Below are 19220 nucleotides of genomic sequence, written 5' to 3'. Positions count from 1 at the left end.
CGCTACATCACCGCCCGGAAGCGGCTGGCCTCGCGGCGCTCGGTGCCCTCGTAGTCGTCGGCGTTGGTGCGCAGGCCCTCCGCGTTCTTCTCCAGCAACCCGTGCAGACCGGTCAGCGCGGTGCGCCAACTGTCCGAGACCTGGGCCAGCCCGCCGGAGACGGACCACCCGGCGGTGGAGGCCGCCGCGTCGCCCGCGTCCCGGACCGCCCGGTCCGAGGACGGGCGCAGCTCCCCACTGACATCGGAGATCACCTGCGCGGAAGCGCGCAGGTCCTCCGGCTTCACTTCGAACGATGACAAGGTCCGCCCCCGCGGTACGTCTGCACTCGGTCAACAGTGGCCACACCCTAGTGAACGGACCGGCCCGTCCGCGATCCACTCGGACGAACCGTCACCCACCTGGGACAGACCGCCCCCGGCTCACTGTCGGTCCGGGGCCCTAACGTGCAGTCATGACGCAAGCCGTACTGGCGTACGCCTACCGCCACCCCTCCGCCGTGCTGGCCGCCCCCGACGGGCCCCGGCTCGCCCTGGCCACCTCCGGCGGCACCGGTCCGCTCGGCGCCACGGCCCACCCGCACTTCTTCACCGGCGCCCTCACCGCCCCCGCCGCCGCGGCCGCCGGCCTGCTCGCGGTGGCCGACGTGGCCGCCACCCGCTACCACCAGCCGCAGCGCCCGGTGCTGCTCGACCCGGTGGTCACCGCCAACGGGGACCGCCTGCGCTTCGAGTCCTTCTCCGCCTGCTGCGGCGTGTACGCCCGCCTCGACGTGACCGCCGAGGGCCTGGCCGGGGCCGAGCCCGGCCACGGCACCACCAACGTGGACGTGAACCACCCGCTGCGCGAGGCGCTCAGCCGGATCGGCTCCACCGACGCCCTCCGACTCTCGGTCGGCGCCGAGGAGTTGGCGGTCACCGGCCCCGAGGGCCCGCTGCTGGAGAAGAAGGTCCCGCTGCCCGAGCGCTGGGTCCGCGGCTTCGCCGAGACCCAGGTGGTGGCCGCCGGCTTCGACCTGCGGGCCGAGCTGCCGGCCGCCGAGGCGGTGCGCTTCCTGCGCTCACTGCCGCGCGGCGGCCAGGCCGCCAACGGCCGCGGCGGCAGCCGGGGCCCGGTCGGCTGGGTGCTCCCCGGCCCGGGCGGCCGGACACTGCGCCCCGCCACCCGGCCCGCACCGGGAGCCGTCTGCCTGCCCGGCCCCGAGCGCCTGACCGCGCTCCAACGGGTGCTGCGGCACGCCCTCGCCCTGCGGGTGTACGGGCCGCCGGTCACCGCCGGGGCCGCCCCGTCCGCCTCGGCCTGGGAGGTGGTGCTGCCCGCCGGGATGCGGCTCACCCTCACCCTCTCGCCGGACGTCTCGCGCGGCTTCTCCGGTGAGGGCGGAGTGCTCACCGCCCTCACCGGCGGGCCCTCGGAGGCCGACGCCGAACTGGTCTCGGTGCTGCTCGCCTGGGAGCCCCGGATCGACCCGGCCGAGCTGGCCCGGGAGGCCGGGCTGCCGGTGGAGCGGGTACGGGCCGCACTGGTCCGTCTCGGCACGGCCGGCCAGGTCGGCTACGACACCGCCGAGGCCTCCTACTTCCACCGCCGGCTCCCGTACCACGCAGGACGCGCGGAGGCGGACAATCCCCGCCTGCGGGCCGCCCGCGCACTGGTCGCGGCCGGTGCCGTGCACCGCTCCGGCCCGATCGCCACCGTCACCGTGGAGGACCACGAGCAGCGGGTGCGGATCGCCGAGGACGGCAGGCTCAGCTGCACCTGCCTCTGGTGGGCCAAGTACCGCGGCGGCCGCGGCCCGTGCAAGCACGCCCTGGCCGTCACCCTGACCACGACCCCCGAGAAGCAGCCCACCCCCTGACCTGCGGACCCGCGCCCCTGGCGGCCCGAAGGGCCATCAGGGGCGCGGGGAACTGCGCGAATCGGAAGAAGCAAACCGTACGCCGGGTACGGAGACTCACTTGCAAGTGGATGTCCGTACCCGGCACACGGGCCACCTCCTCCCGCCTCGCGCAGTTCCCCGCGCCCCCGGTGTGACCACCTACACCTGCCCCCGCCGCCACCCCACTCCCCGTCCCCACTCCCGACAAGGACCCGCCCCGATGAGCCTCGCCGACGACCTCCTGGCCGGCCGCACCCCCGCCGTCAGCGCGGCCGTCCTCCCGCTCACCACCGCCCAACGGAGGGCCCTGCTCCCCGAGTTGAAGGCCCTGCGCGCGCAGCTCCGGGAGGACTGGCGGCTGCGCTCCACCGCCGCCCCCGCCCTGATGGTCGCGGGTGCGGTCTGCCACTCCGCCCCCTCCCAGGCCGCCGCCTGGCTCCGCGCCGCCGAGTTCGACGGCGCCACCGAGTGGCACCGTCCGGCCCTGCGCCGCCTGATCGATGCCCAGCCGGAGGCCTGGCGGGCCGAGGTGGCCGCCCGGCTGGCCGAGCACCGCCGCCGCACCGTCGGCTGGGGTTTCTCGGTGCCGTTCCAGGTCACCGAGTACCTGGTGCGCACCACCGGTTGCCCGCTCCCGCTCACCGACGCCCTGGTGCTCAACTGGGCCGAGGACCGCTCCTTCCCGCAGCCCCGCCCCGACCTGCCCGGCCGCCTGCCGGTCGGCACCGGTCTGCACGCCCGCCTGCTGGCCGACTCCTTCACCCCGCTGCTCGCCCCGCTGATGTTCGAAGTCGTGGGCACCGAGCGGGTGTTGGAGCACAGCTGGAGCGGCCAGCCGGAGTCCGACCGCTGGCCCGCCGCCCTCTCCCGGCTCGCCGCCGAGGGCGTCCTGGACCGCGCGGCCCTGGTCTCCCGGGTGCTGGCCCGTCTGCTGCGCGGCGGCCGCCCGGCCGACCTCCGGCCGGTGCTCGCCACCCTGACCGCCCTCGCCCCCACCGCCGCCGAGCTCGCCGCCGAGGTCCGCACCCTGCTGGCCCTGTTGGACGGCTCCTCCACGGTGGCGGGCTGGGCCCAGCAGGCCCTGACCGAGCTGGACGCCACCGGCGCCCTGGAGCCCGAGGTGCTCACCGAGGCCTCCCGCACCGTGCTGTTCCGCCCCGAGAAGAAGCTCGTCAAGGCCCAACTCGCCTGGCTGGACCGGACAGCGAAGCAGGATCCGTCCCGGGCCGCCGCCGTCCTGCTCGCCGCCTCGGACGCCTACGGTCACCCGGACCGCACCCTCCAGGAGCAGGCCCTCAAGCTGACGGCCCGTCACCTCAAGGCGGCCGACGACCCCACCATGGCCGAACTCCGCAGCACCGCACAGCAGTTGGACCCGGCGAACCACGCGGCCGCCGCCGAGCTGCTCGGCCTTGCCGCCCCTGCGGCCGACGGTCAGGAGTACCGCGAGCAGCTCCCGCCCGTCCCGTTCCCCCGGGCCGTCCCCGCCCCGGTCGCCGGCCCGGCCGAGGCCGCCGAGGAGCTCTCCGCCGCGATCGCCGGCTCGCCCGGCGTCGCCGAGTTCGAGCGCGCCCTGGACGGCCTGGTCCGCTGGGCCTGGCTGGACGCCCCCGGGCTCGCCGAGGCCCTCGCCCCGGTGCTGGCGGCCGCCCCGTACGTACCGCTGCGCTTCCTCGCCGAGGCGGCCGCCGGCCTGCGCGCCGAGAACTGGACGACCGTGCCCGCCGACGGCCGGCACCCCGCCTTCCACGAACCGCTCCACTACCCCTTCCCCGACCAGATCGCCTCCCGCCTGGCCGAAGCGGCCCGCCAACTCGCCACCGAGCGGGTCCCCTTCCTGCTCGCCACCCCCACCTTGGAGACCGGTGCGCTGGCCCCGGCCGTGCTGGTGGACCGGCTCGCCCGGTACGAGGAGCTGGGCGTCACCCCCGGCCCGGCCGACTACGGTCAGGCCCTGCTCCGGGCCACCCCCGCCGGGCCCGAGGTCCGGGCCGCCGCCGCCCGGCTGAACTCTCCGCACGGTCGGCGGCTCGCCGCCTGGCTGCGCACCGGCGGCCTGCCGCACCAGCCGACCACCGTCGGGCGGACCGTCCCGGGCACGGGGGCCCACCGGTTGCTGCGCTTCAGCCACCGCTCGGCCGTCCAGCCGGGCCTGGCCCCGGACGCCCTGCTGCCCGAAGTCGGGCCCGGCACACCGGTGTTGCCCCACTGCGCCGCCCAACTGCTGGGCCCGACCGAGACGGTGGTCCGGTTCGACTACCAACCGCCCGCGGACGTGCACGCCGTCGCCGTCCTCCCCAACCACCGGGAGGAGCTGGCCTCCAGGTTCGTCCTGGCCGCCCTGGTGAACCACGACGGCATCGGGGACTGGGGCCCCCTGCTCCCCTTCCTCGCCGAGGCCGAGGGTCCGGCAGGGCCCGCCCTGCACCTCGCGCTGGCCTACGGCCTCGGCGCCAAGCAGCCCGAGGACCGCACCGCCGCCGTGGACGCCCTGCTGGTCCTGGCCGCCCGGGGCGATCTCGACCCCACCCTGCTCGGACGGGAGACCGTCGAGCTGATCCTGGACGGCACGACACCGCCCTCCCGTGCGGCCCGGTCACTGCGCGCCGCCGCCGAGACCGGCGCGTACCGCACCGCCTGGACCGTCCTGGCCGCCACCCTCCCCGCCCTGCTCACCACCGACCCCCCGCGCGGCACCGCCGACCTGCTCGCCCTCGCCGCCGACTGCGTCCGCCGCTGCGGCCCCTCCGGCCTCGACCTCCCCGCCCTGGCCGCCCTGGCCGCCCGCCCCGGCACCACCAAGCTGCTCCAGGAGGCCCGCGCCCTGCACGCCCTGCTCTGAACGCGGTACCGGCGCCCCGTCAGCCCTCCAGCCCCGACTGACGGAGCGTCACGTTCAGCCGCCCGGTCAGCCCGAGCTCCGGATCGGCCGTCCCCGGCAGGGTGCGCGGCACCCCGTGGTACGCGAAGCGCATCGGCCCGCCGAAGACCAGCAGGTCGCCGCTGCGCAGTTCGACGTCGGTCCAGGGCCGGGTCCTGGTCTCGGTGTTGCCCATCCGGAAGACGCAGCTGTCGCCGAGCGAGAACGAGACCACGGGCGCGTCGGCCCGTTCGTCCTTGTCCTGGTGCAGGCCCATGTGGCTGCCGTGCGCGTAGTGGTTGACCACCGCGATGTCCGGCCGGTACCCGACCGCCCCGGCGATCTCCGCCGCCCCGTCCCCGTACGCCTCGGCCACCGCCCGCAGCCCCAACTCGCCCAGCAGCGGCGGGAAGGGCTTCACCGGCGCCCCGTCCCCGTCCACCACCGTGCGGACGTAGCGGTACGGGTACCAGTGCCAGCCCATCGAGAAGGAGCGCACCGACATCTCGCCACCGCCGGGCATCCGCACCGTGCGCATCCCGGCCGGCGGCCGGGCCCACTCCCGGCAGGCCTCGACCAACGCGCGCTGCTCCGCCGGGTCCAGCCAGTCCGGCACGTGCACCACGCCCGGGGCGACGACGGACCGCTCACGCGGGAAGAGCTCCATGCCCCCATCCTCCCAGCCCGCGCCCAGCCCCGCGGACGATCAGCGGATCAGCCCCAACTCCCGTGCGCACTGCGGCCAGGCGCTCCACCCCTGCCGGCGCTGGATCTCCTGCGCGACGGCTATCTGGTGGCGCCGCGGCGCCAGGTCCGGCCGCTCGGCGTAGCGCAGGCCGCCGGTCTCCTGCCAGGTGGGCTGCCAGATCTGCAGCCCACCGTAGAAGCCGTTGCCGGTGTTGGCGTGCCAGTCGCCGTCGCTCTCGCAGTCGGCCAGCCGCTGCCAGGTGGCGTCCGGGACGGCGGCGGCCCCGGCCGGGGTGGCGGCGGCCAGCGGGAGCAGCGCGGTGGTCAGGGCGAGCAGGACTGTCGGTCGCATCATGGGCCCATGAAGGCACGGCCGGTACCGCCCGGCACCACCACCGGTCCGTCCAGGCGACGACCCCCGGCGTGTCGCGCGGAAACGCCAACGGCCGCCCCTCCGTCAGGAAGGGGCGGCCGTGCTGGCACTTCGTCAGCTCGCGGGAGCGTCAGACGATTCAGAGGTTGATGACCTGGCCCGGGAAGATCAGGTCGGGGTTGGAGCCCAGGACACCGGCGTTGTTGTTGTACACAACCTTCCAGTCCAGGCCCTTCTTGGCGGCGATCTTGCTCAGGGTGTCGCCGGCCTTGATGGTGTAGTTGCCACCGTTGGACTTGGCCGGGGCCTGGGTCTTCGGGGTGGCGGCCTTCGGAGCGGCCTTCGGGGCCTCGGCGGCCTTCGGGGTGCTCTTCGGCGCGGCGGCGGCCTTGGGGGCGGCCGCGGCCTTCTGCTCGGTCTTCGGCGCGGCCTGCTGCTTCGGGGCGGCAGTGCGGGTCTCGGAGCGCGAGGCCTTGTTCTCGGAGGTGCTGGAGGTGTCGACCTTGGCGGCCGCGCCGCCCTTGGTCAGGCCCGCCTTGACGGAGCACACCGGCCAGGCGCCGGGGCCCTGGCCCGCGAGCACCTTCTCGGCGACGGCGATCTGCTGCGCCTTGGTGGCCTGGTTGGCCGACGGGGCGTACTGGGTGCCGCCGTAGGCGGCCCACGTGCTGGAGGTGAACTGGAGGCCACCGTAGAAGCCGTTGCCGTTGGCGATGCTCCAGTTACCGGTCGACTCGCACTGCGCGACCTTGTCCCAGGTGGAGACGTCGGCGGCGGAGGCGGAGGTCGCCGTGACGAGGCCGGCCACGGGCAGGACGGCGACGGCGCCGCCCATGACCGCCATGCGAACGCGGTTGCGCTTGACGGCGGTGGTGGCAGCGGCGGTCTCGTTACGGAAGGTCATGAGTATCCTCTCGACAATCCCGGGCGGGCAGCCGGAACCAAGCCCCGTGAGAGCTGGTCTTCGTCCGCCGCGTCCGCAAGACGGCCGTGCCCGTCGCTGTTCCGACGTGCCGCGCCGTCCCGGCAACCTTCCCCGCGCACCTGCGCCGCTCGTCGGAGCGTTCACGCTGGTGGGCACCTGCCGCGCCGGAGTGAACCGGTGGGCCGTGCGCCGGGGGGTGAACCCGGGTAGTGCTCGTTGCACTGGTTACGAAGCTACGAGCCGGATCAGCAGATCCCAAACGTTCTCGGGTTTTCGCAGCTCAGCCAGGTGTTACCCGCAGTAAAGATCAAGTAAATGTGGGCCCTATGTCCGATTTGACCACTATTTCCATGATCAAACATCCTCGCCATGTGACCTGGGCCACTTTCGCGCCCCTGTGACCTCGCGCACAGCATCGACAGATTGCGACCTCCCATCCACACAGCGCAGTCGAAATCGCGGCAAATCCCGTCGCGGCGCCGTTCACCCGTGACCCCAGCCACAACGGCCCGTTGGTAATGGCGGTCGGGGCTGCCCGCACCACCCCCAGACGAACCGAGGAGTCCCCCGTGCCGCGCTTGCTCGAAGTCAGCGACGAGGTCCGAGCAGAGATCGGTGACGACGAGGCAGACAACCTGCTCGCCGGCGCCCACGCCCCCGACAGCTACGACTGTGCTTCCTGCCGGACCCCGGGCAACTCCAGCCAGGAGGCCACCAGCACGGTGCTCTTCGTCGCCGACGAGACCGCCGTGCTCGCCTTCGCCCACGCCCGCTGCATCCCCTCCCAGGTGGTGCCGGTCTCCGAGGACCAGCTGCTCGGCGCCGTCCGCAGCATCAACGAGTCCCAGTCCGCACCGGCCCCGTCCCCCCTCCCGACCGCTCCCGCTCCGGTCGCCCCGGCCCCGGCTCCGGCGCCCGCCCCCGTCCCGGCCGCCCCCGCGCCGGTGGCCGGACAGCCCTCGGTCTCCAGCACCGGCCAGCCCGCCGTCCTCGGCATCACCTGCGGCCTGGTGCTCTGCGAGAACACCGGCCACGCCGCCCTGGTGATCGAGCCGACCGGCCCGGTCGGCCGCCCGGGCAACACCTCGGGCCAGGACGAGTTCCTCGACCTCCTGCTGGAGCAGGGCTTCCACCAGGTCACCGACGTGGACAAGGCGCCCGGCCAGCTCCCCGGCTGGTCGGTCCTGATGGCGATGGGCCAGCTGCACGCGATCCTCCACCCCACCCCGGCGGGCAGCAACGCCGCCTGGTGGCAGGCCCACCAGCCGCTCCAGGTCACCGAGTCCTGGCGGTCCGCCGCCCGCCAGCTCTCCGCCGTCACCATGTACGCCGCCCCGGCCGGGACCATCGGCCGCCAGCCCCGCGAGGACCTGCTCCGCGCCGCCCTCGACCGGGCCGCCGGACGCGGCCTGCTGGTCGCCGCCTCCCTCCCGCTGGCCGGCACCTGAGCCGTCCGACGCACCGTCAGGGGCCCGGACACCACCCCACGTCCGGGCCCCGGCCCGTGCCCGGCCGGCCCCCGCACCCCCTGCCCGCGCAGACACCCACCCCGCCCGCCCCGCTCCCGTGACGACCCGGTCACACCCCGGCATCCCCGCAGGTCGGCACATGCCAGCATCCGCGCTGCCCGCATCCCCGGCCCGACTGGCTCGTTGGTTCCTGCGTGTACAGCTACGAGGTCGCCGCCGCCAACCGCCAGCCCACGACCCGTCCCATCCCGGGCATGCGCCCGTCGTACGACGCCGAGCACCCGACCTCACCGACGCCGATCTACGACGCGCTGTACTCCGAGTACCGCCGCCTCTTCCGCGCCCTGCCCGGCGACCGCTCCGGCGAGGAGTCCATGCGCTTCGAGGGCTTCGCCACCCGCTCCCCGTACGAGAGCCCGCAGCGCCCCGAGGCGTACCCGCCGCAGCAGCAGACCTTCCACACCTACCCGGGCCACGCCCAGGGCACCCCGCAGTTCATGCCCGCCCAGCAGGGCGGCCCGAGCACCGGCCAGGGTTGGGTCGCCACCGGCTACCTCTCCCCCACCGTCGGCGGCCGCCACCGCAGCAGCCCGATGCTCTCGCTCCCCCCGGGCCAGTACTGACCCATGCGAAAGGGCCCCCCGGAGGGGGCCCTTTCGCCACCGCTTACTTGCGCTTGCGCTTCTCGCGCACCCGCACCGAGATCGAGATCGGCGTCCCGACGAAGCCGAACTCCTCGCGCAGCCGGCGCTCGACGAAGCGGCGGTAGCCCGCCTCCAGGAAGCCGGAGGCGAAGAGCACGAACCGCGGCGGGCGGATGCCGGCCTGGGTGCCGAACAGGATGCGCGGCTGCTTGCCACCGCGGATCGGGTGCGGGTGGGCGGCCACCAGCTCGCCGAGGAAGGCGTTCAGCCGGGCGGTCGGGACGCGGGTCTCCCAGCCCTCCAGCGCGGTCTCGATCGCCGGGACGAGCTTCTCCATGTGCCGGCCGGTCTTGGCCGAGACGTTCACCCGGGGCGCCCACTGGACCTGCACCAGGTCCCGCTCGATCTCGCGCTCCAGGTAGTAGCGGCGCTCCTCGTCGAGCTGGTCCCACTTGTTGTAGGCGACGACCACGGCGCGCCCGGCCTCGACGGCCATCGAGATGATCCGGGTGTCCTGCTCGGCCAGGGTCTCGCTGGCGTCGATCAGGACCACCGCGACCTCGGCCTTCTCCAGCGCGGAGGAGGTGCGCAGCGAGGCGTAGTAGTCGGCGCCGGCGGTCAGGTGCACCCGGCGGCGGATGCCGGCGGTGTCCACGAACTTCCAGGTCTTGCCGCCGAGTTCGATCATCTCGTCGACCGGGTCACGGGTGGTCCCGGCCAGCTCGTTGACGACCACCCGGTCCTCGCCGGCCACCTTGTTGAGCAGGCTGGACTTGCCGACGTTCGGACGGCCGATCAGCGCGACCCGGCGCGGGCCGCCGAGGGGGGTGCCGTCGAAGGTCTGCGGCGGGGCCTCGGGCAGCGCGGCCAACACCGCGTCGAGCAGGTCGCCGGAGCCGCGGCCGTGCAGGGCCGAGACGGGGTACGGCTCGCCCAGGCCCAGCGACCACAGGTACGCGGCCTCGGCCTCGGTGGACGGGCCGTCCACCTTGTTGGCGCAGAGCACGGTCGGCTTGCCGGCCCGGCGGATCAGCTTGATCAGCGCCTCGTCGGTGTCGGTGGCACCGACGGTGGCGTCCACCACGAACAGCACCGCGTCGGCCTGCTCGATGCCGAGCTCGGCCTGCGCGGCGACCATCGCGTCGATGCCGAGGACGTCGATCTCCCAGCCGCCGGTGTCGACCAGCTTGAAGCGGCGGCCGTTCCAGGAGGCCTCGTAGGTGACCCGGTCACGGGTGACGCCGGGCTTGTCCTCGACGACCGCCTCGCGGCGGCCGATGATGCGGTTGACCAGGGTCGACTTGCCGACGTTCGGGCGGCCGACCACGGCCAGCACCGGCAGCGGACCCTCGATCTCGCCGTCCGGGAACTCGCCGTCGAGGCCCTCCTCGGCGGCCAGCGCCATGAACTCGGCGTAGTCGGCGGCGTCGAGCTCGCCGTACGAGTCGTTGTCGTTGCTCATGTTCCGTACTTCCGTTTCCCGGCCCGTCCCTTCCCAGGGATGCGCCGTGCGTACCTGCCCCACGGGGGCAGCGCGGTGCGTCCGGCCGGTTCCTCCGGCAGACGCGAGGGGGTGAGCGGTCGTCAGACCGCGAGACCTGCCCGCTGCTCGACCAGGGTGGCGATGGTGTCGATCACCTGGTCCAGCGTCAGGTCGCTGGTGTCCACCAGGACGGCGTCGGCCGCCTGGGTGAGGGGGGCGGTCTCCCGGGAGGAGTCCGCCGCGTCCCGGCGGGCCAGGTCGGCGGCCATCGCGGTGATGGTCGCCTCGTCCAGGCCCTTGGCCCGCAGTTCGGCGGCCCGGCGCTCGGCGCGGGCCGTCTCGGAGGCGGTGAGGAAGACCTTGACGGTGGCGTCCGGGAACACCACCGAGCCCATGTCCCGGCCCTCGGCGACGATGCCGCGCCCGGCCACCCGGGCGCAGCCGCGCTGCAGCTCCACCAGCCGGGCCCGCACCTGCGGGACCGCGGCCACGGCGCTGACCTGGGAGGTGACCTCCTGGCCGCGGATCGGGCCGGAGACGTCCTGGCCGTCGACGGTGATGGTGGGGCCGGCCGCGTCGGTGCCGGAGACGATCACCGGCTTGGAGCAGGCGATGGCCACCGCGTCGGGGTCGTTGACGTCCACCTCGTTGGTGAGCATCCACCAGGTCATCGCGCGGTACATCGCGCCGGTGTCCAGGAAGCTCAGCCCCAGCCGGGCGGCGACCGCCCGCGAGACGGTCGACTTGCCGGAGCCGGAGGGTCCGTCGATGGCGACGACGACCGGGGCGTCCGCTCGGTCGGCAGTGTCCACGGCGCGAACCTCTCTTCGTACTCCAGGCGGGGGACCACCTCTAGGTTAGTCGACCCGCCGGGCTTCCCCGGCCAGGGCCGCGGAGCGGGTAAGACAAACGTCTTGCACGCTTGTGCAAATCCTCGCTAGAGTTCGGTCGTCAGCCCGCACCGACCCGAGGGAGCCACCATGACCACCACCACGCCCGTCCGTTCGACCCTGGTCCTCGCCGACGGCCGCCGCCTCTCCTGGCTGGACTTCGGCGGCCCCGGCCGCCCGCTGCTCGCCCTGCACGGCCACCTCGCCGAGGGCGCCGACTTCGCCGGCACGGCCGCCCTGCTCGCCCCCGAGTGGCGGGTGATCGCCCCCGACCAGCGCGGCCACGGCGACTCCGACCGGGCCGCCGACTACTCCCGCGAGGGCTACCTCGCCGACGCGGTGGCCCTGCTGCACCACCTCGGCCTCGGCCCGCTGCCGGTGCTCGGCCACTCCGGCGGCGCCGTCACCGCGTACCAACTGGCGGCCCGTCACCCCGAGCTGGTCTCCGCCCTGATCGACGAGGAGGGCGCGGCCGAACTGCCCGACGGCCCCAGCCCGCTCTCCTTCGTCCTCTCCTTCCCCTACACCGCACCCACCCGCGAGGACCTGCTCGCCGCCATCGGCCCGATCGCCCCGATGGCCGGCGACCGCCTGCGCCCGCTGCCGGACGGCTCCTGGCGCCTGCCCTTCCACCCCGGGGACACCGTCCGCTCCGAGGCCCTGGTGCACGGCGACCACTGGGCCGACTGGCTCGGCAGCAGCTGCCCCGCCCTCCTGGTCAGCGGCAACCGGATGCCCTGCCTGCCCCCCGCCCTGGCCACCGCGATGGCCGGACGCCGCCCGCACACCGACCTGGTCACCCTGGACGCCGACCACTTCGTCCACGCCGCCGCCCCGGCCGCCTTCGCCGACGCGGTCCGCACCTTCCTCGCCCGCCTCTGACGGGCGGCCAGCCCCTTCCCCGACCGCCCCTGACGAACGGTCAGCCCCGCCGGCGGGCCCGCAGCGCGACGTACCCGGCCAGGCCGCCGAGGGCCACGCAGAGCGGTGAGTACAGCGCCAGGTCCCAGCGGCGGAAGGCCTCCGGCGCCTCCCCCAGCCCGGCCCCGGAGACCACCAGTCCGCCGAGCCCGCGCACCAGCAGCACGCCGGAGACGGTCCACACCCCGGCCCGCACCACCCACGCGCCGCTCCCCGGCCGGGCCAGCACCAGCCCGCCCGCCGCGCCGAGCAGCCCGGCCACCGCCAGGGTGAGCCCCGTCGGGGGCAGCTGATCCTCCGTCACCCCGACCACCGCCTCCGCCAGTTCGGCGGCCGACCCCAGCGGCCACGGCGAAACCGTCCACACCAGGTGCAGCGCCCCGGCCGCGAACAGCCCCGCCGCCGCCACCGCCGCAGCGGCCCTCGTCCCGTCCGTTCCCACGGCACACCCCTCTCCCCGTTCCGTACAGTCCTGTATGGAACCGATCCGTACAGTACTGTACGGACATGGCGAAGGGGAGAGTCACCCGCGACGACTGGACGATGGCCGCGCTCCGCGCCCTGGCCCGGGGCGGCGTCCCGGCGGTGGCGGTGGACGTGCTCGCCAAGGAGCTGGAGGTCAGCCGGGGCAGCTTCTACTGGCACTTCAAGAACCGCGAGGCCCTCCTGGTGGCCGCCCTGGAGGCCTGGGAGCAGCACGCCACCACCGACGTGGTGGCCGCCGTCCGGGCCGTCGGCGGCGGACCGCGGGAACGGGCCCGGGCCCTGCTCGCCACCGCCCTCGGCACCGAGGAGATCGCCGGCCTCGAACCGGCCCTGGCCACCCAGGCCGCCCACCCGGCCGTCGCCGAGGTGATCGACCGCGTCACCCGGGCGCGGCTCGCCTTCCTCACCGAACTCGCCGAGGACATCGGCCTCGCCCCGCAGGCCGCCCGCCACCGGGCCCTCGCCTGCTACGCCGCCTACCTGGGCTGGCTGGAGCTGCGCCGCACCTCCCCCGGCCCGGCCCCGGAGCTCACCCCCGGCCACCCGGAGGCCGCGGCCGCCCTGGACCACCTGATCACCCTGCTGCTGACCCCGGCACCAACCGCCCGCTAATCACCCCGCACCACCCGGGGCCCGGCTGCCATGCTCCCCACCATGACGTTCAAGGTCGCCGTCCTCGCCTCCCACACCGGCTCCAACCTCCGGGCCCTCACCGCCGACGCCCCGCTCCCCGGCTCCGGCTACGCCGTCGCCCTGGTGGTCAGCAACAACAGCGGCTCGGGCGCACTCGCCCACGCCCGGGAGCTCGGCATCCCGGCCCTCCACCTCTCCGGCCGCACCCACCCGGACCCCGACGCCCTCGACCGCGCCCTGCTCGACGCCCTCCTGCACCACGGCGTCGACCTGGTCGTGACGGCCGGCTACCTCCGCAGGGTCGGCCCCGCGGTGCTCGCCGCCTACGCCGGACGGATCGTCAACGTCCACCCCTCCCTCCTCCCCCGCCACGGCGGCCCCGGCATGCACGGCACCCACGTCCACACCGCCGTCCTCGCCGCGGGCGACACCGTCTCCGGCGCCTCCGTCCACCACGTCACGGCCGAGTACGACGAGGGCCCGGTCATCGCCCGCCGGGAAGTCCCCGTCCTCCCCGACGACACCCCCGACACCCTGGCCGCCCGCGTCCTCACCGCCGAACACACCCTCCTCCCGGCCACCGTCCGCCGCCTCGCGGCCGCCCCCTGACCCCGCGTCAGCCCCGCCGCGTTCCTTGCGCCTCCTGCCAAAGACGCCGGAAGGCCCCGCCGATTCCCTCGGCGGGGCCTTCCCGTGCGTCACCGGCGCGTTCAGCCGGCCGGGTACTTGTAACCGATCTTCAGCAGGCTCACCAGCAGCGGCACCGCCAGCACCAGCACCACCCCCGGCACCATCGGGTCGAGCAGGTACCAGGCACCGGGCGACTGCAGCCCGACGAACGCCGCCGCCGCCACCGCCGGCACGTGCGGAGCCTTGAGCAGGGCCAGGGCCAGGACGGTGAGCGCCACCGCCACCCCGGTCGAGTAGTGCGAGTGCCCGAACAGCTCGGTCACCGCCAGGGCGACCAGCACCGACACCGGATACGAGATCAGCACCGCCCTGGGCGTCGCCAGCGGAGCACCGGGCGCCAGCGCCAGGACCGCGGCGGTGGCGATGTAGGGGATGGCGAACACGTGCAGGCCGGTCAGCTGCTGGAAGACGGCCAGCAGCAGCACCGATCCGAGCGCCACGCCGCCGGCGGTGAGCGCCGCCCGCCGGCCGGCGAGGACGCGGAGCAGGGAGACGGGCGGCCTCGTGGCCGTGGACTCGGACATCGGACTCCTCCTCGGGAGCGGCAGGGCATACGGGACGGGACGGTACGCCGGTCGGGGGTCGGCCCGCTGGCGGTGCGTCAGGTCAGGCGGTGCGGCCGAGGAAGTCGCGGATCAGCGCGGCGATCTCGGTGCCGTGGCTCTCCAGGGCGAAGTGCCCGGCATCGAGCAGGTGGAGCTCGGCGTCCGGCAGGTCGTCGGTGTAGGCGACGGCTCCGGCCTCGCCGAAGATCTCGTCGTTCTTGCCCCAGGTGACCAGCGTCGGGGGCTGGTGGGTGCGGAAGTACTCCTGGAACGCGGGGTACTCGCCGAGGTTGAACTGGTAGTCCCAGAACAGCTGGAGCTGCACCTCCTTGTTGCCCGGCCGGTCCATGCCCGCCTGGTCCAGCAGCCACGCCTCGGGGGCGATCCGCTCCAGGCGGTCCTCCGGCACGCCGTGGGTGTACTGCCACTCGGTGGCCTCGACGGTGAGCAGCTTGCGCACCTCGGGCTCGTGGGCCGGACGGTCGGCCGCGTGGTCGAAGAGCACCTTCCAGAAGGGGGTGAAGCCGGCCTCGTAGGCGTTGCCGCTCTGCACGATCAGGCCGGAGACCCGCTCCGGGTGGGCGGAGGCGATCCGCAGGCCGATCGGGGCGCCGTAGTCGTGGATGTAGAGGAAGAACTTCTCGAGGCCGAGCTGGTCGAGCAGGCCGAGGGTGAGCCGGCTGAGGTTGGCGAAGCTGTACTCGAAGTCCTCGACGGCCGGGGCGGCCGAGCGGCCGAAGCCGACATGGTCGGGGGCGATCAGGTGGTACTCGTCGGCAAGGTCTGCGATCAAGTTGCGGAACATGTGCGAGCTGGACGGGAAGCCGTGCAGCAGTACCAGGGTGGGCTTGGCGGGGTCGCCCGCCTCCCGGTAGGCGAGCTGCACACCGTCGACCTCGGCGGTTCGGTAGCGGGTGGCGAAGGCGGTCACAACGGGCTCCTTGATAAAAAAGTGAACAAAAGGTGGAGAACGACCGTTCTCCCGATGACGCAGGAGAACCTTCGTTCTCCCGCCCCGAGGTATACAGTAGAGAACCTTCGTTCTCGTTGCAAGGGGAGATCACTCATGGACGCCGAGACAGCCGAACTCAGAGTGCTCGACAGCGCCGAGGAACTGTTCAACGAGCGGGGCGTGCAGGCCGTCGGGATGGACGCCATCCGGACCGCCTCGGGGGTGTCACTGAAACGCCTCTACCAGCTCTTCCCCTCCAAGGACGACCTGGTCGGCGCCGTCCTGCGCCGCCGGGCCACGGCCTCCGACCAGGCGATCCTGGCCCACGCCCGCCCCGGCGCGAGCCCCCGCGAGCGGATGCTCGACGTCTTCGATCATCTTGCCGAATGGTTCGCACAGCCCACGTTCCGCGGCTGCAACTTCATCAACTCGTTCGGGGAGCTCGGCGGGGTCTCCAGCGAGGTCACCGAGCTCGCCCGCGCCCACAAGCAGAGCCTCAACAACCACTTCCGCGTCCTGGTCTCCGCCGCCGGCGGCCCGCCCCTGCTCGCCGACCAGCTGGCCATCCTGGCCAACGGCGCCATGGCCACCGCCGGCATCATGGGCACCCCCGAGACCGCCGGCCAGGCCCGCGCCGCCGCCGAGGTCCTGCTCGACGCGGCGCTGCCGAAGGCCTGACGGGACCTCAGGCCCGGAGCACCCGCTCCAGGTGGGCGAGCTCGGACAGCACCCGGCGGCCCAGGTCGCCCACCCCCCGGGCCGCCTCCCCGGCGGGCCCCGGGTGCGCCGGGAGCACGTGGCCCGCGGCCCCCGCCTGGACCGTCATCGCCATCAGGTCGTGGGCGATCACGTCGTGCAGCTCACCGGCGATCCGCGACCGCGCCTCGGCCCGGGCCAGCTCGGTCCGGGCCTCGGCCGCCCTGGCCAGCGCCGCCTCCGCCGCCTCCCGGCGGGAACGGGCCCGCCGGCCCAGGAGCCAGCAGAGCAGGAACGGCAGCGAGCACGCCCCCGCGACGGCCGCCAGGTACCCCAGGTCGGCGAACCCCGTGCCGTGGCCGCCGCTGCCGGCCAGGGCGCGCAGCACGGCGGCGGGCCCGGTCAGCAGCGCGACCGCCAGCGCGGCCCGTCCGGTCCGGGGCGAGCAGCGGTCGGCCGCCCAGTGGAGCAGCACCAGGAAGCCCGGGTCCGGTACCAGCAGCCAGGCACCGGCGGCGAGCCGGCCCGCCTCGACCAGCACGGCCGCCGGCACCACGGCGTCCGGGTACCGGCGGCGCAGCGGTACCAGCCCGGCGTACAGCACCCCGAGCACCAGACCGCCGTACGGCCCCGGCCAGCCGGGCCACGGCTCGACGTGCGTCTCCCCCAGGCCGAACAGCAGCGCGGCCACGGCCCACAGACCGTCGCCGACGGCGGGATGCCGGAGGGACCACTGGTGGAGTCGGTGCATCCCCCCACGCTACGGAACGGTCACCTGACCCCGAGTCAGCCCGCGAGCCGATCCGCCCTCCTCCTCCGGAGGTACCCCGGCCCCGTCGCGCCCCACCCTCACTGAGCTGGCGTCAACTCACCGCCCGGCCCCCAATTCCTGTCAGCTGTACGCCATTTCGCCGATCGGGCCGTGCGGGTCTTCCGTCCACGGTGCACCGGTGGTTGACTGAGATCGTGTGCGGCCCAGCCCGTAGCAGAGGCACGGGACTGGTTCTGCCGCGCAGGACGGGCCTGGCCACCTCGTGTCGGGCGCCCCGGGAGAGGGCTGCGTCCTGACGGAGCGCGCCCGTCCGAGGTCTTTTCCGAGGAGGCGCCATGCCTACCCAACCATTCCCGGGAGCGGAGTTCTTCCACGACGGACAGCACAGCCCGGTCATCACCGCGATGGGCCACCGGCTCGTGGCGGAGGGATGCGGGCGGTACCAGGTGGGGCCGGGGCCCCAGTGGACCGACGTCGACCGCCAGTCCTACTCCGCCTGGCAGCAGAAGCTCGGGTTCTCGGGCTCCGACGCGGACGGCATCCCGGGCCAGCGGTCCTGGGACGAGCTCCGGGTCCCGGCGGTCGACGGTGTGTCCGGCAGCGGCGGGGTCGACTCCCCGGTGCCCGGCCACGGCGTGACCACCGCCTACAACAAGACCGGGCCGATGTGGAGCCTCGGCCGCCACACCGGAGCCGACTACTCCGCCCCCGAGGGCACCACCTGCGTCGCGGTGCGCGGCGGTTCGATCGCCCGGGTCGGCGACGACAACAGCTTCGGGCACTTCCTGGTGCTGCGGAGCGGCGGCTTCGACTACTGGTACTGCCACCTCTCCTCCCGGTCGGTCGGCGACGGGGAGGGCGTGGGTGCCGGACAGGCGGTCGGCCGGGTCGGTTCCACCGGCAACGCCACCGGGCCGCACCTGCACTTCGAGAAGCGCCCCGCCGGGGGCGGCTTCGGCTCCGACGTCTCCCCCACCTGGTGAAAGGACACGGTGAGTACGGTGCTGACCTTCTCCCAACTCTGTGACCTGACCCGGGAAGCGGGCTTCGGCGGCGAGGACGTCGACATCGCGGCGGCCGTCGCGCTGGCCGAGTCCAGCGGCAATCCGGACGCGGTGGGCGACGTCGACCTGCAGGACGCGAAGTGGGGGCCGAGCATCGGCCTCTTCCAGATCAGATCGCTCCGCAGGCCCCAGGACTTCGGCTTCCCGGACAACCTCCGGGTGGAGTCCGCGCTCCGCTCCCCCACCTACAACGCCAAGACCGCCAAGGCGATCCACGCCGAGGCCGGCGGCTTCGGCCCCTGGTCGACGTTCACCGGCGGGGCCTACAAGGCCCACCTGCCCCACGAGCACGACGGGGACCCCGGGACGGGCTCCGCCGTCCGGCTCTGCCTGGAACTGCTGATGGCCGAGGAGGGCTACCGCGAGGGCCCCGACAACCACACCAAGTACGCCGAGGAGCTGATCGCCGCCGGCAAGGCACCGGCCTGGTGGCAGAACAACGCGTGGTGCTACGTCTTCCAGTCCTGGGGCACCTGGAAGGCCGGGCTGGAGAGCTACTGCCTGCTCTCCGCCTTCTGCCCCGACGGGGTGAACTACTACAAGCACCCGGACCGGAAGTGGTGGTCCGAGTACCCGATGGTCGGCGCCGAGGTCTTCTACGGCACGGCGGGCGAGCAGTGGGGAGCCGGCGGCTCGCACATCGAGCGGGTGTACAAGTTCAACCCCGACAGCATCTGGACGGTCGGCGGCAACACCAACACCACCGGCTCCAGCCAGGGCGACGGCGTCTACCTGCGGGGCCCGATCCCGCGCCAGGACGTCCGGGTGTACGGCTACGGCTGCCCGCCCTTCCCCGAGGGCCGGATCTCCGCCGACCCCCGCTGGGGCGGCCGCACCACCGGGACGTACCTCGACCTGCCCGCCCCCACCGGCCACACCGCCTCCGCCACCTCGGACCCCCGCCCCTGGGTGTACGCCGGCCAGTTGGAGCACGCCATCGCCGCCGACGTACCGGCCCCGACCGGCCACCGCTCGTACAGCTGGCCGCAGGTCCTGCTGGTCGAGCAGGCCCTGGTCGCCGAGGGCCTGCTGGCCCCCTCCTTCGCCGACGGCTCCTGGGGCACCCTGACCCTCGACGCCTACTCCAAGTGGCAGCAGCGCTGCGGCTTCACCGGCCCCGACGCCGACGGCCACCCCGGCCTCACCAGCCTCCGCAAACTCGCCGACCTGCACGGCTTCCAGGCCGGCGCCTGACCCCGGAGGGCTCCGGGTCCTGTCCGACGACCCCCGTCGGACAGGACCCGGGAGACA

At 74.3% G+C, this 19220-nt stretch carries 20 protein-coding genes and 1 pseudogene; 11 read left to right on the top strand and 10 right to left on the bottom strand.

The genetic code is table 11. From position 1 onward, the window contains the following. Window positions 1-2: 2 nt before the first annotated feature. A complete protein-coding gene (locus ACIA8O_RS12525) occupies window positions 3-302 on the bottom strand; it encodes a WXG100 family type VII secretion target (RefSeq protein ID WP_396293658.1) in 300 nt (99 codons plus the stop codon). A 152-nt stretch (window positions 303-454) separates the two neighbouring features. Here ACIA8O_RS12525 and ACIA8O_RS12520 point away from each other — a divergent pair, with 152 nt between their 5' ends. Further along, window positions 455-1858, top strand: coding sequence for an SWIM zinc finger family protein (locus ACIA8O_RS12520; RefSeq protein WP_396293657.1), 1404 nt, complete (start codon window positions 455-457; stop codon window positions 1856-1858). Window positions 1859-2099: 241 nt separating this feature from the next. Beyond that, on the top strand, window positions 2100-4721 hold the full coding sequence (locus tag ACIA8O_RS12515; protein WP_396293656.1) for a DUF6493 family protein: 2622 nt from the start codon (window positions 2100-2102) through the stop codon (window positions 4719-4721). A 19-nt stretch (window positions 4722-4740) separates the two neighbouring features. Here the strand turns inward: ACIA8O_RS12515 and ACIA8O_RS12510 are convergent, their stop codons facing one another. From ACIA8O_RS12510 to ACIA8O_RS12500, 3 genes are all read right to left on the bottom strand, one after another. Further along, a complete protein-coding gene (locus tag ACIA8O_RS12510) occupies window positions 4741-5406 on the bottom strand; it encodes an alpha-ketoglutarate-dependent dioxygenase AlkB family protein (RefSeq protein WP_396293655.1) in 666 nt (221 codons plus the stop codon). A gap of 39 nt (window positions 5407-5445) precedes the next feature. Next, on the bottom strand, window positions 5446-5781 hold the full coding sequence (locus ACIA8O_RS12505; RefSeq protein WP_396293654.1) for a transglycosylase family protein: 336 nt from the start codon (window positions 5779-5781) through the stop codon (window positions 5446-5448). Window positions 5782-5938: 157 nt separating this feature from the next. Next, on the bottom strand, window positions 5939-6703 hold the full coding sequence (locus ACIA8O_RS12500) for a transglycosylase family protein (RefSeq protein WP_396293653.1): 765 nt from the start codon (window positions 6701-6703) through the stop codon (window positions 5939-5941). Window positions 6704-7293: 590 nt separating this feature from the next. Here ACIA8O_RS12500 and ACIA8O_RS12495 point away from each other — a divergent pair. Together ACIA8O_RS12495 and ACIA8O_RS12490 are read left to right on the top strand one after the other, a co-directional pair. Beyond that, the gene (locus ACIA8O_RS12495) at window positions 7294-8172 is read left to right on the top strand and encodes a hypothetical protein (protein WP_396293652.1); all 879 of its coding nucleotides are present in this window, start codon (window positions 7294-7296) and stop codon (window positions 8170-8172) included. 215 nt (window positions 8173-8387) lie between these two features. Continuing rightward, on the top strand, window positions 8388-8816 hold the full coding sequence (locus ACIA8O_RS12490) for a hypothetical protein (protein WP_396293651.1): 429 nt from the start codon (window positions 8388-8390) through the stop codon (window positions 8814-8816). 43 nt (window positions 8817-8859) lie between these two features. Here the strand turns inward: ACIA8O_RS12490 and der are convergent, their stop codons facing one another. Together der and cmk are read right to left on the bottom strand one after the other, a co-directional pair. Beyond that, on the bottom strand, window positions 8860-10299 hold the full coding sequence (der, locus tag ACIA8O_RS12485) for a ribosome biogenesis GTPase Der (RefSeq protein ID WP_396293650.1): 1440 nt from the start codon (window positions 10297-10299) through the stop codon (window positions 8860-8862). Window positions 10300-10421: 122 nt separating this feature from the next. Continuing rightward, a complete protein-coding gene (gene cmk, locus ACIA8O_RS12480; protein WP_396293649.1) occupies window positions 10422-11132 on the bottom strand; it encodes a (d)CMP kinase in 711 nt (236 codons plus the stop codon). A gap of 168 nt (window positions 11133-11300) precedes the next feature. On the opposite strand from cmk, the gene ACIA8O_RS12475 reads away from it, so the two are divergent. Continuing rightward, the gene (locus tag ACIA8O_RS12475) at window positions 11301-12092 is read left to right on the top strand and encodes an alpha/beta fold hydrolase (protein ID WP_396293648.1); all 792 of its coding nucleotides are present in this window, start codon (window positions 11301-11303) and stop codon (window positions 12090-12092) included. Window positions 12093-12132: 40 nt separating this feature from the next. Here the strand turns inward: ACIA8O_RS12475 and ACIA8O_RS12470 are convergent, their stop codons facing one another. Further along, a complete protein-coding gene (locus ACIA8O_RS12470; protein ID WP_396293647.1) occupies window positions 12133-12573 on the bottom strand; it encodes a DUF3995 domain-containing protein in 441 nt (146 codons plus the stop codon). Window positions 12574-12638: 65 nt separating this feature from the next. Here ACIA8O_RS12470 and ACIA8O_RS12465 point away from each other — a divergent pair, with 65 nt between their 5' ends. Both ACIA8O_RS12465 and purN read left to right on the top strand, forming a co-directional pair. Further along, window positions 12639-13229 (top strand): TetR/AcrR family transcriptional regulator, encoded by a 591-nt coding sequence (locus ACIA8O_RS12465; RefSeq protein ID WP_396293646.1) that lies wholly within the window; start codon window positions 12639-12641, stop codon window positions 13227-13229. Window positions 13230-13271: 42 nt separating this feature from the next. Further along, window positions 13272-13859 carry a phosphoribosylglycinamide formyltransferase gene (purN, locus tag ACIA8O_RS12460; RefSeq protein ID WP_396293645.1) on the top strand — a complete coding sequence of 196 codons (588 nt, stop codon included), beginning with the start codon at window positions 13272-13274 and terminating at the stop codon, window positions 13857-13859. A gap of 101 nt (window positions 13860-13960) precedes the next feature. On the opposite strand, the gene ACIA8O_RS12455 is transcribed toward purN, so the two are convergent. Both ACIA8O_RS12455 and ACIA8O_RS12450 read right to left on the bottom strand, forming a co-directional pair. Further along, window positions 13961-14464: an HPP family protein gene (locus tag ACIA8O_RS12455; RefSeq protein WP_396293644.1), complete on the bottom strand. Its 504-nt coding sequence runs from the start codon at window positions 14462-14464 to the stop codon at window positions 13961-13963. A gap of 82 nt (window positions 14465-14546) precedes the next feature. Further along, on the bottom strand, window positions 14547-15416 hold the full coding sequence (locus ACIA8O_RS12450) for an alpha/beta fold hydrolase (protein ID WP_396293643.1): 870 nt from the start codon (window positions 15414-15416) through the stop codon (window positions 14547-14549). A 135-nt stretch (window positions 15417-15551) separates the two neighbouring features. Here ACIA8O_RS12450 and ACIA8O_RS12445 point away from each other — a divergent pair, with 135 nt between their 5' ends. Next, the gene (locus ACIA8O_RS12445; protein WP_396293642.1) at window positions 15552-16115 is read left to right on the top strand and encodes a TetR/AcrR family transcriptional regulator; all 564 of its coding nucleotides are present in this window, start codon (window positions 15552-15554) and stop codon (window positions 16113-16115) included. A 7-nt stretch (window positions 16116-16122) separates the two neighbouring features. Here ACIA8O_RS12445 and ACIA8O_RS12440 read toward each other — a convergent pair whose 3' ends face one another. Further along, on the bottom strand, window positions 16123-16884 hold the full coding sequence (locus ACIA8O_RS12440; protein ID WP_396293641.1) for a histidine kinase dimerization/phosphoacceptor domain-containing protein: 762 nt from the start codon (window positions 16882-16884) through the stop codon (window positions 16123-16125). 365 nt (window positions 16885-17249) lie between these two features. Between ACIA8O_RS12440 and ACIA8O_RS12435 the strand changes: the two are divergent. The 3 genes and pseudogenes from ACIA8O_RS12435 to ACIA8O_RS12425 form a co-directional block, all read left to right on the top strand. Further along, window positions 17250-17489, top strand: a pseudogene (locus tag ACIA8O_RS12435) (peptidoglycan-binding protein); the annotation flags it as partial. An 81-nt stretch (window positions 17490-17570) separates the two neighbouring features. Continuing rightward, entirely contained in the window at window positions 17571-17888 is a 318-nt protein-coding gene (locus ACIA8O_RS12430; RefSeq protein WP_396294248.1) for a M23 family metallopeptidase, read from the top strand. Window positions 17889-17897: 9 nt separating this feature from the next. Beyond that, window positions 17898-19163, top strand: a complete 1266-nt coding sequence (locus ACIA8O_RS12425; RefSeq protein ID WP_396293640.1) for a hypothetical protein — start codon at window positions 17898-17900, stop codon at window positions 19161-19163. Window positions 19164-19220 lie beyond the last annotated feature (57 nt).

The organism is Kitasatospora sp. NPDC051853 (assembly GCF_044452665.1).
Lineage (GTDB): Bacteria > Actinomycetota > Actinomycetes > Streptomycetales > Streptomycetaceae > Kitasatospora.
The sequence above is the reverse complement of the archived record's forward strand: the minus strand, read 5'-3'. Positions and strand labels throughout refer to the sequence as shown.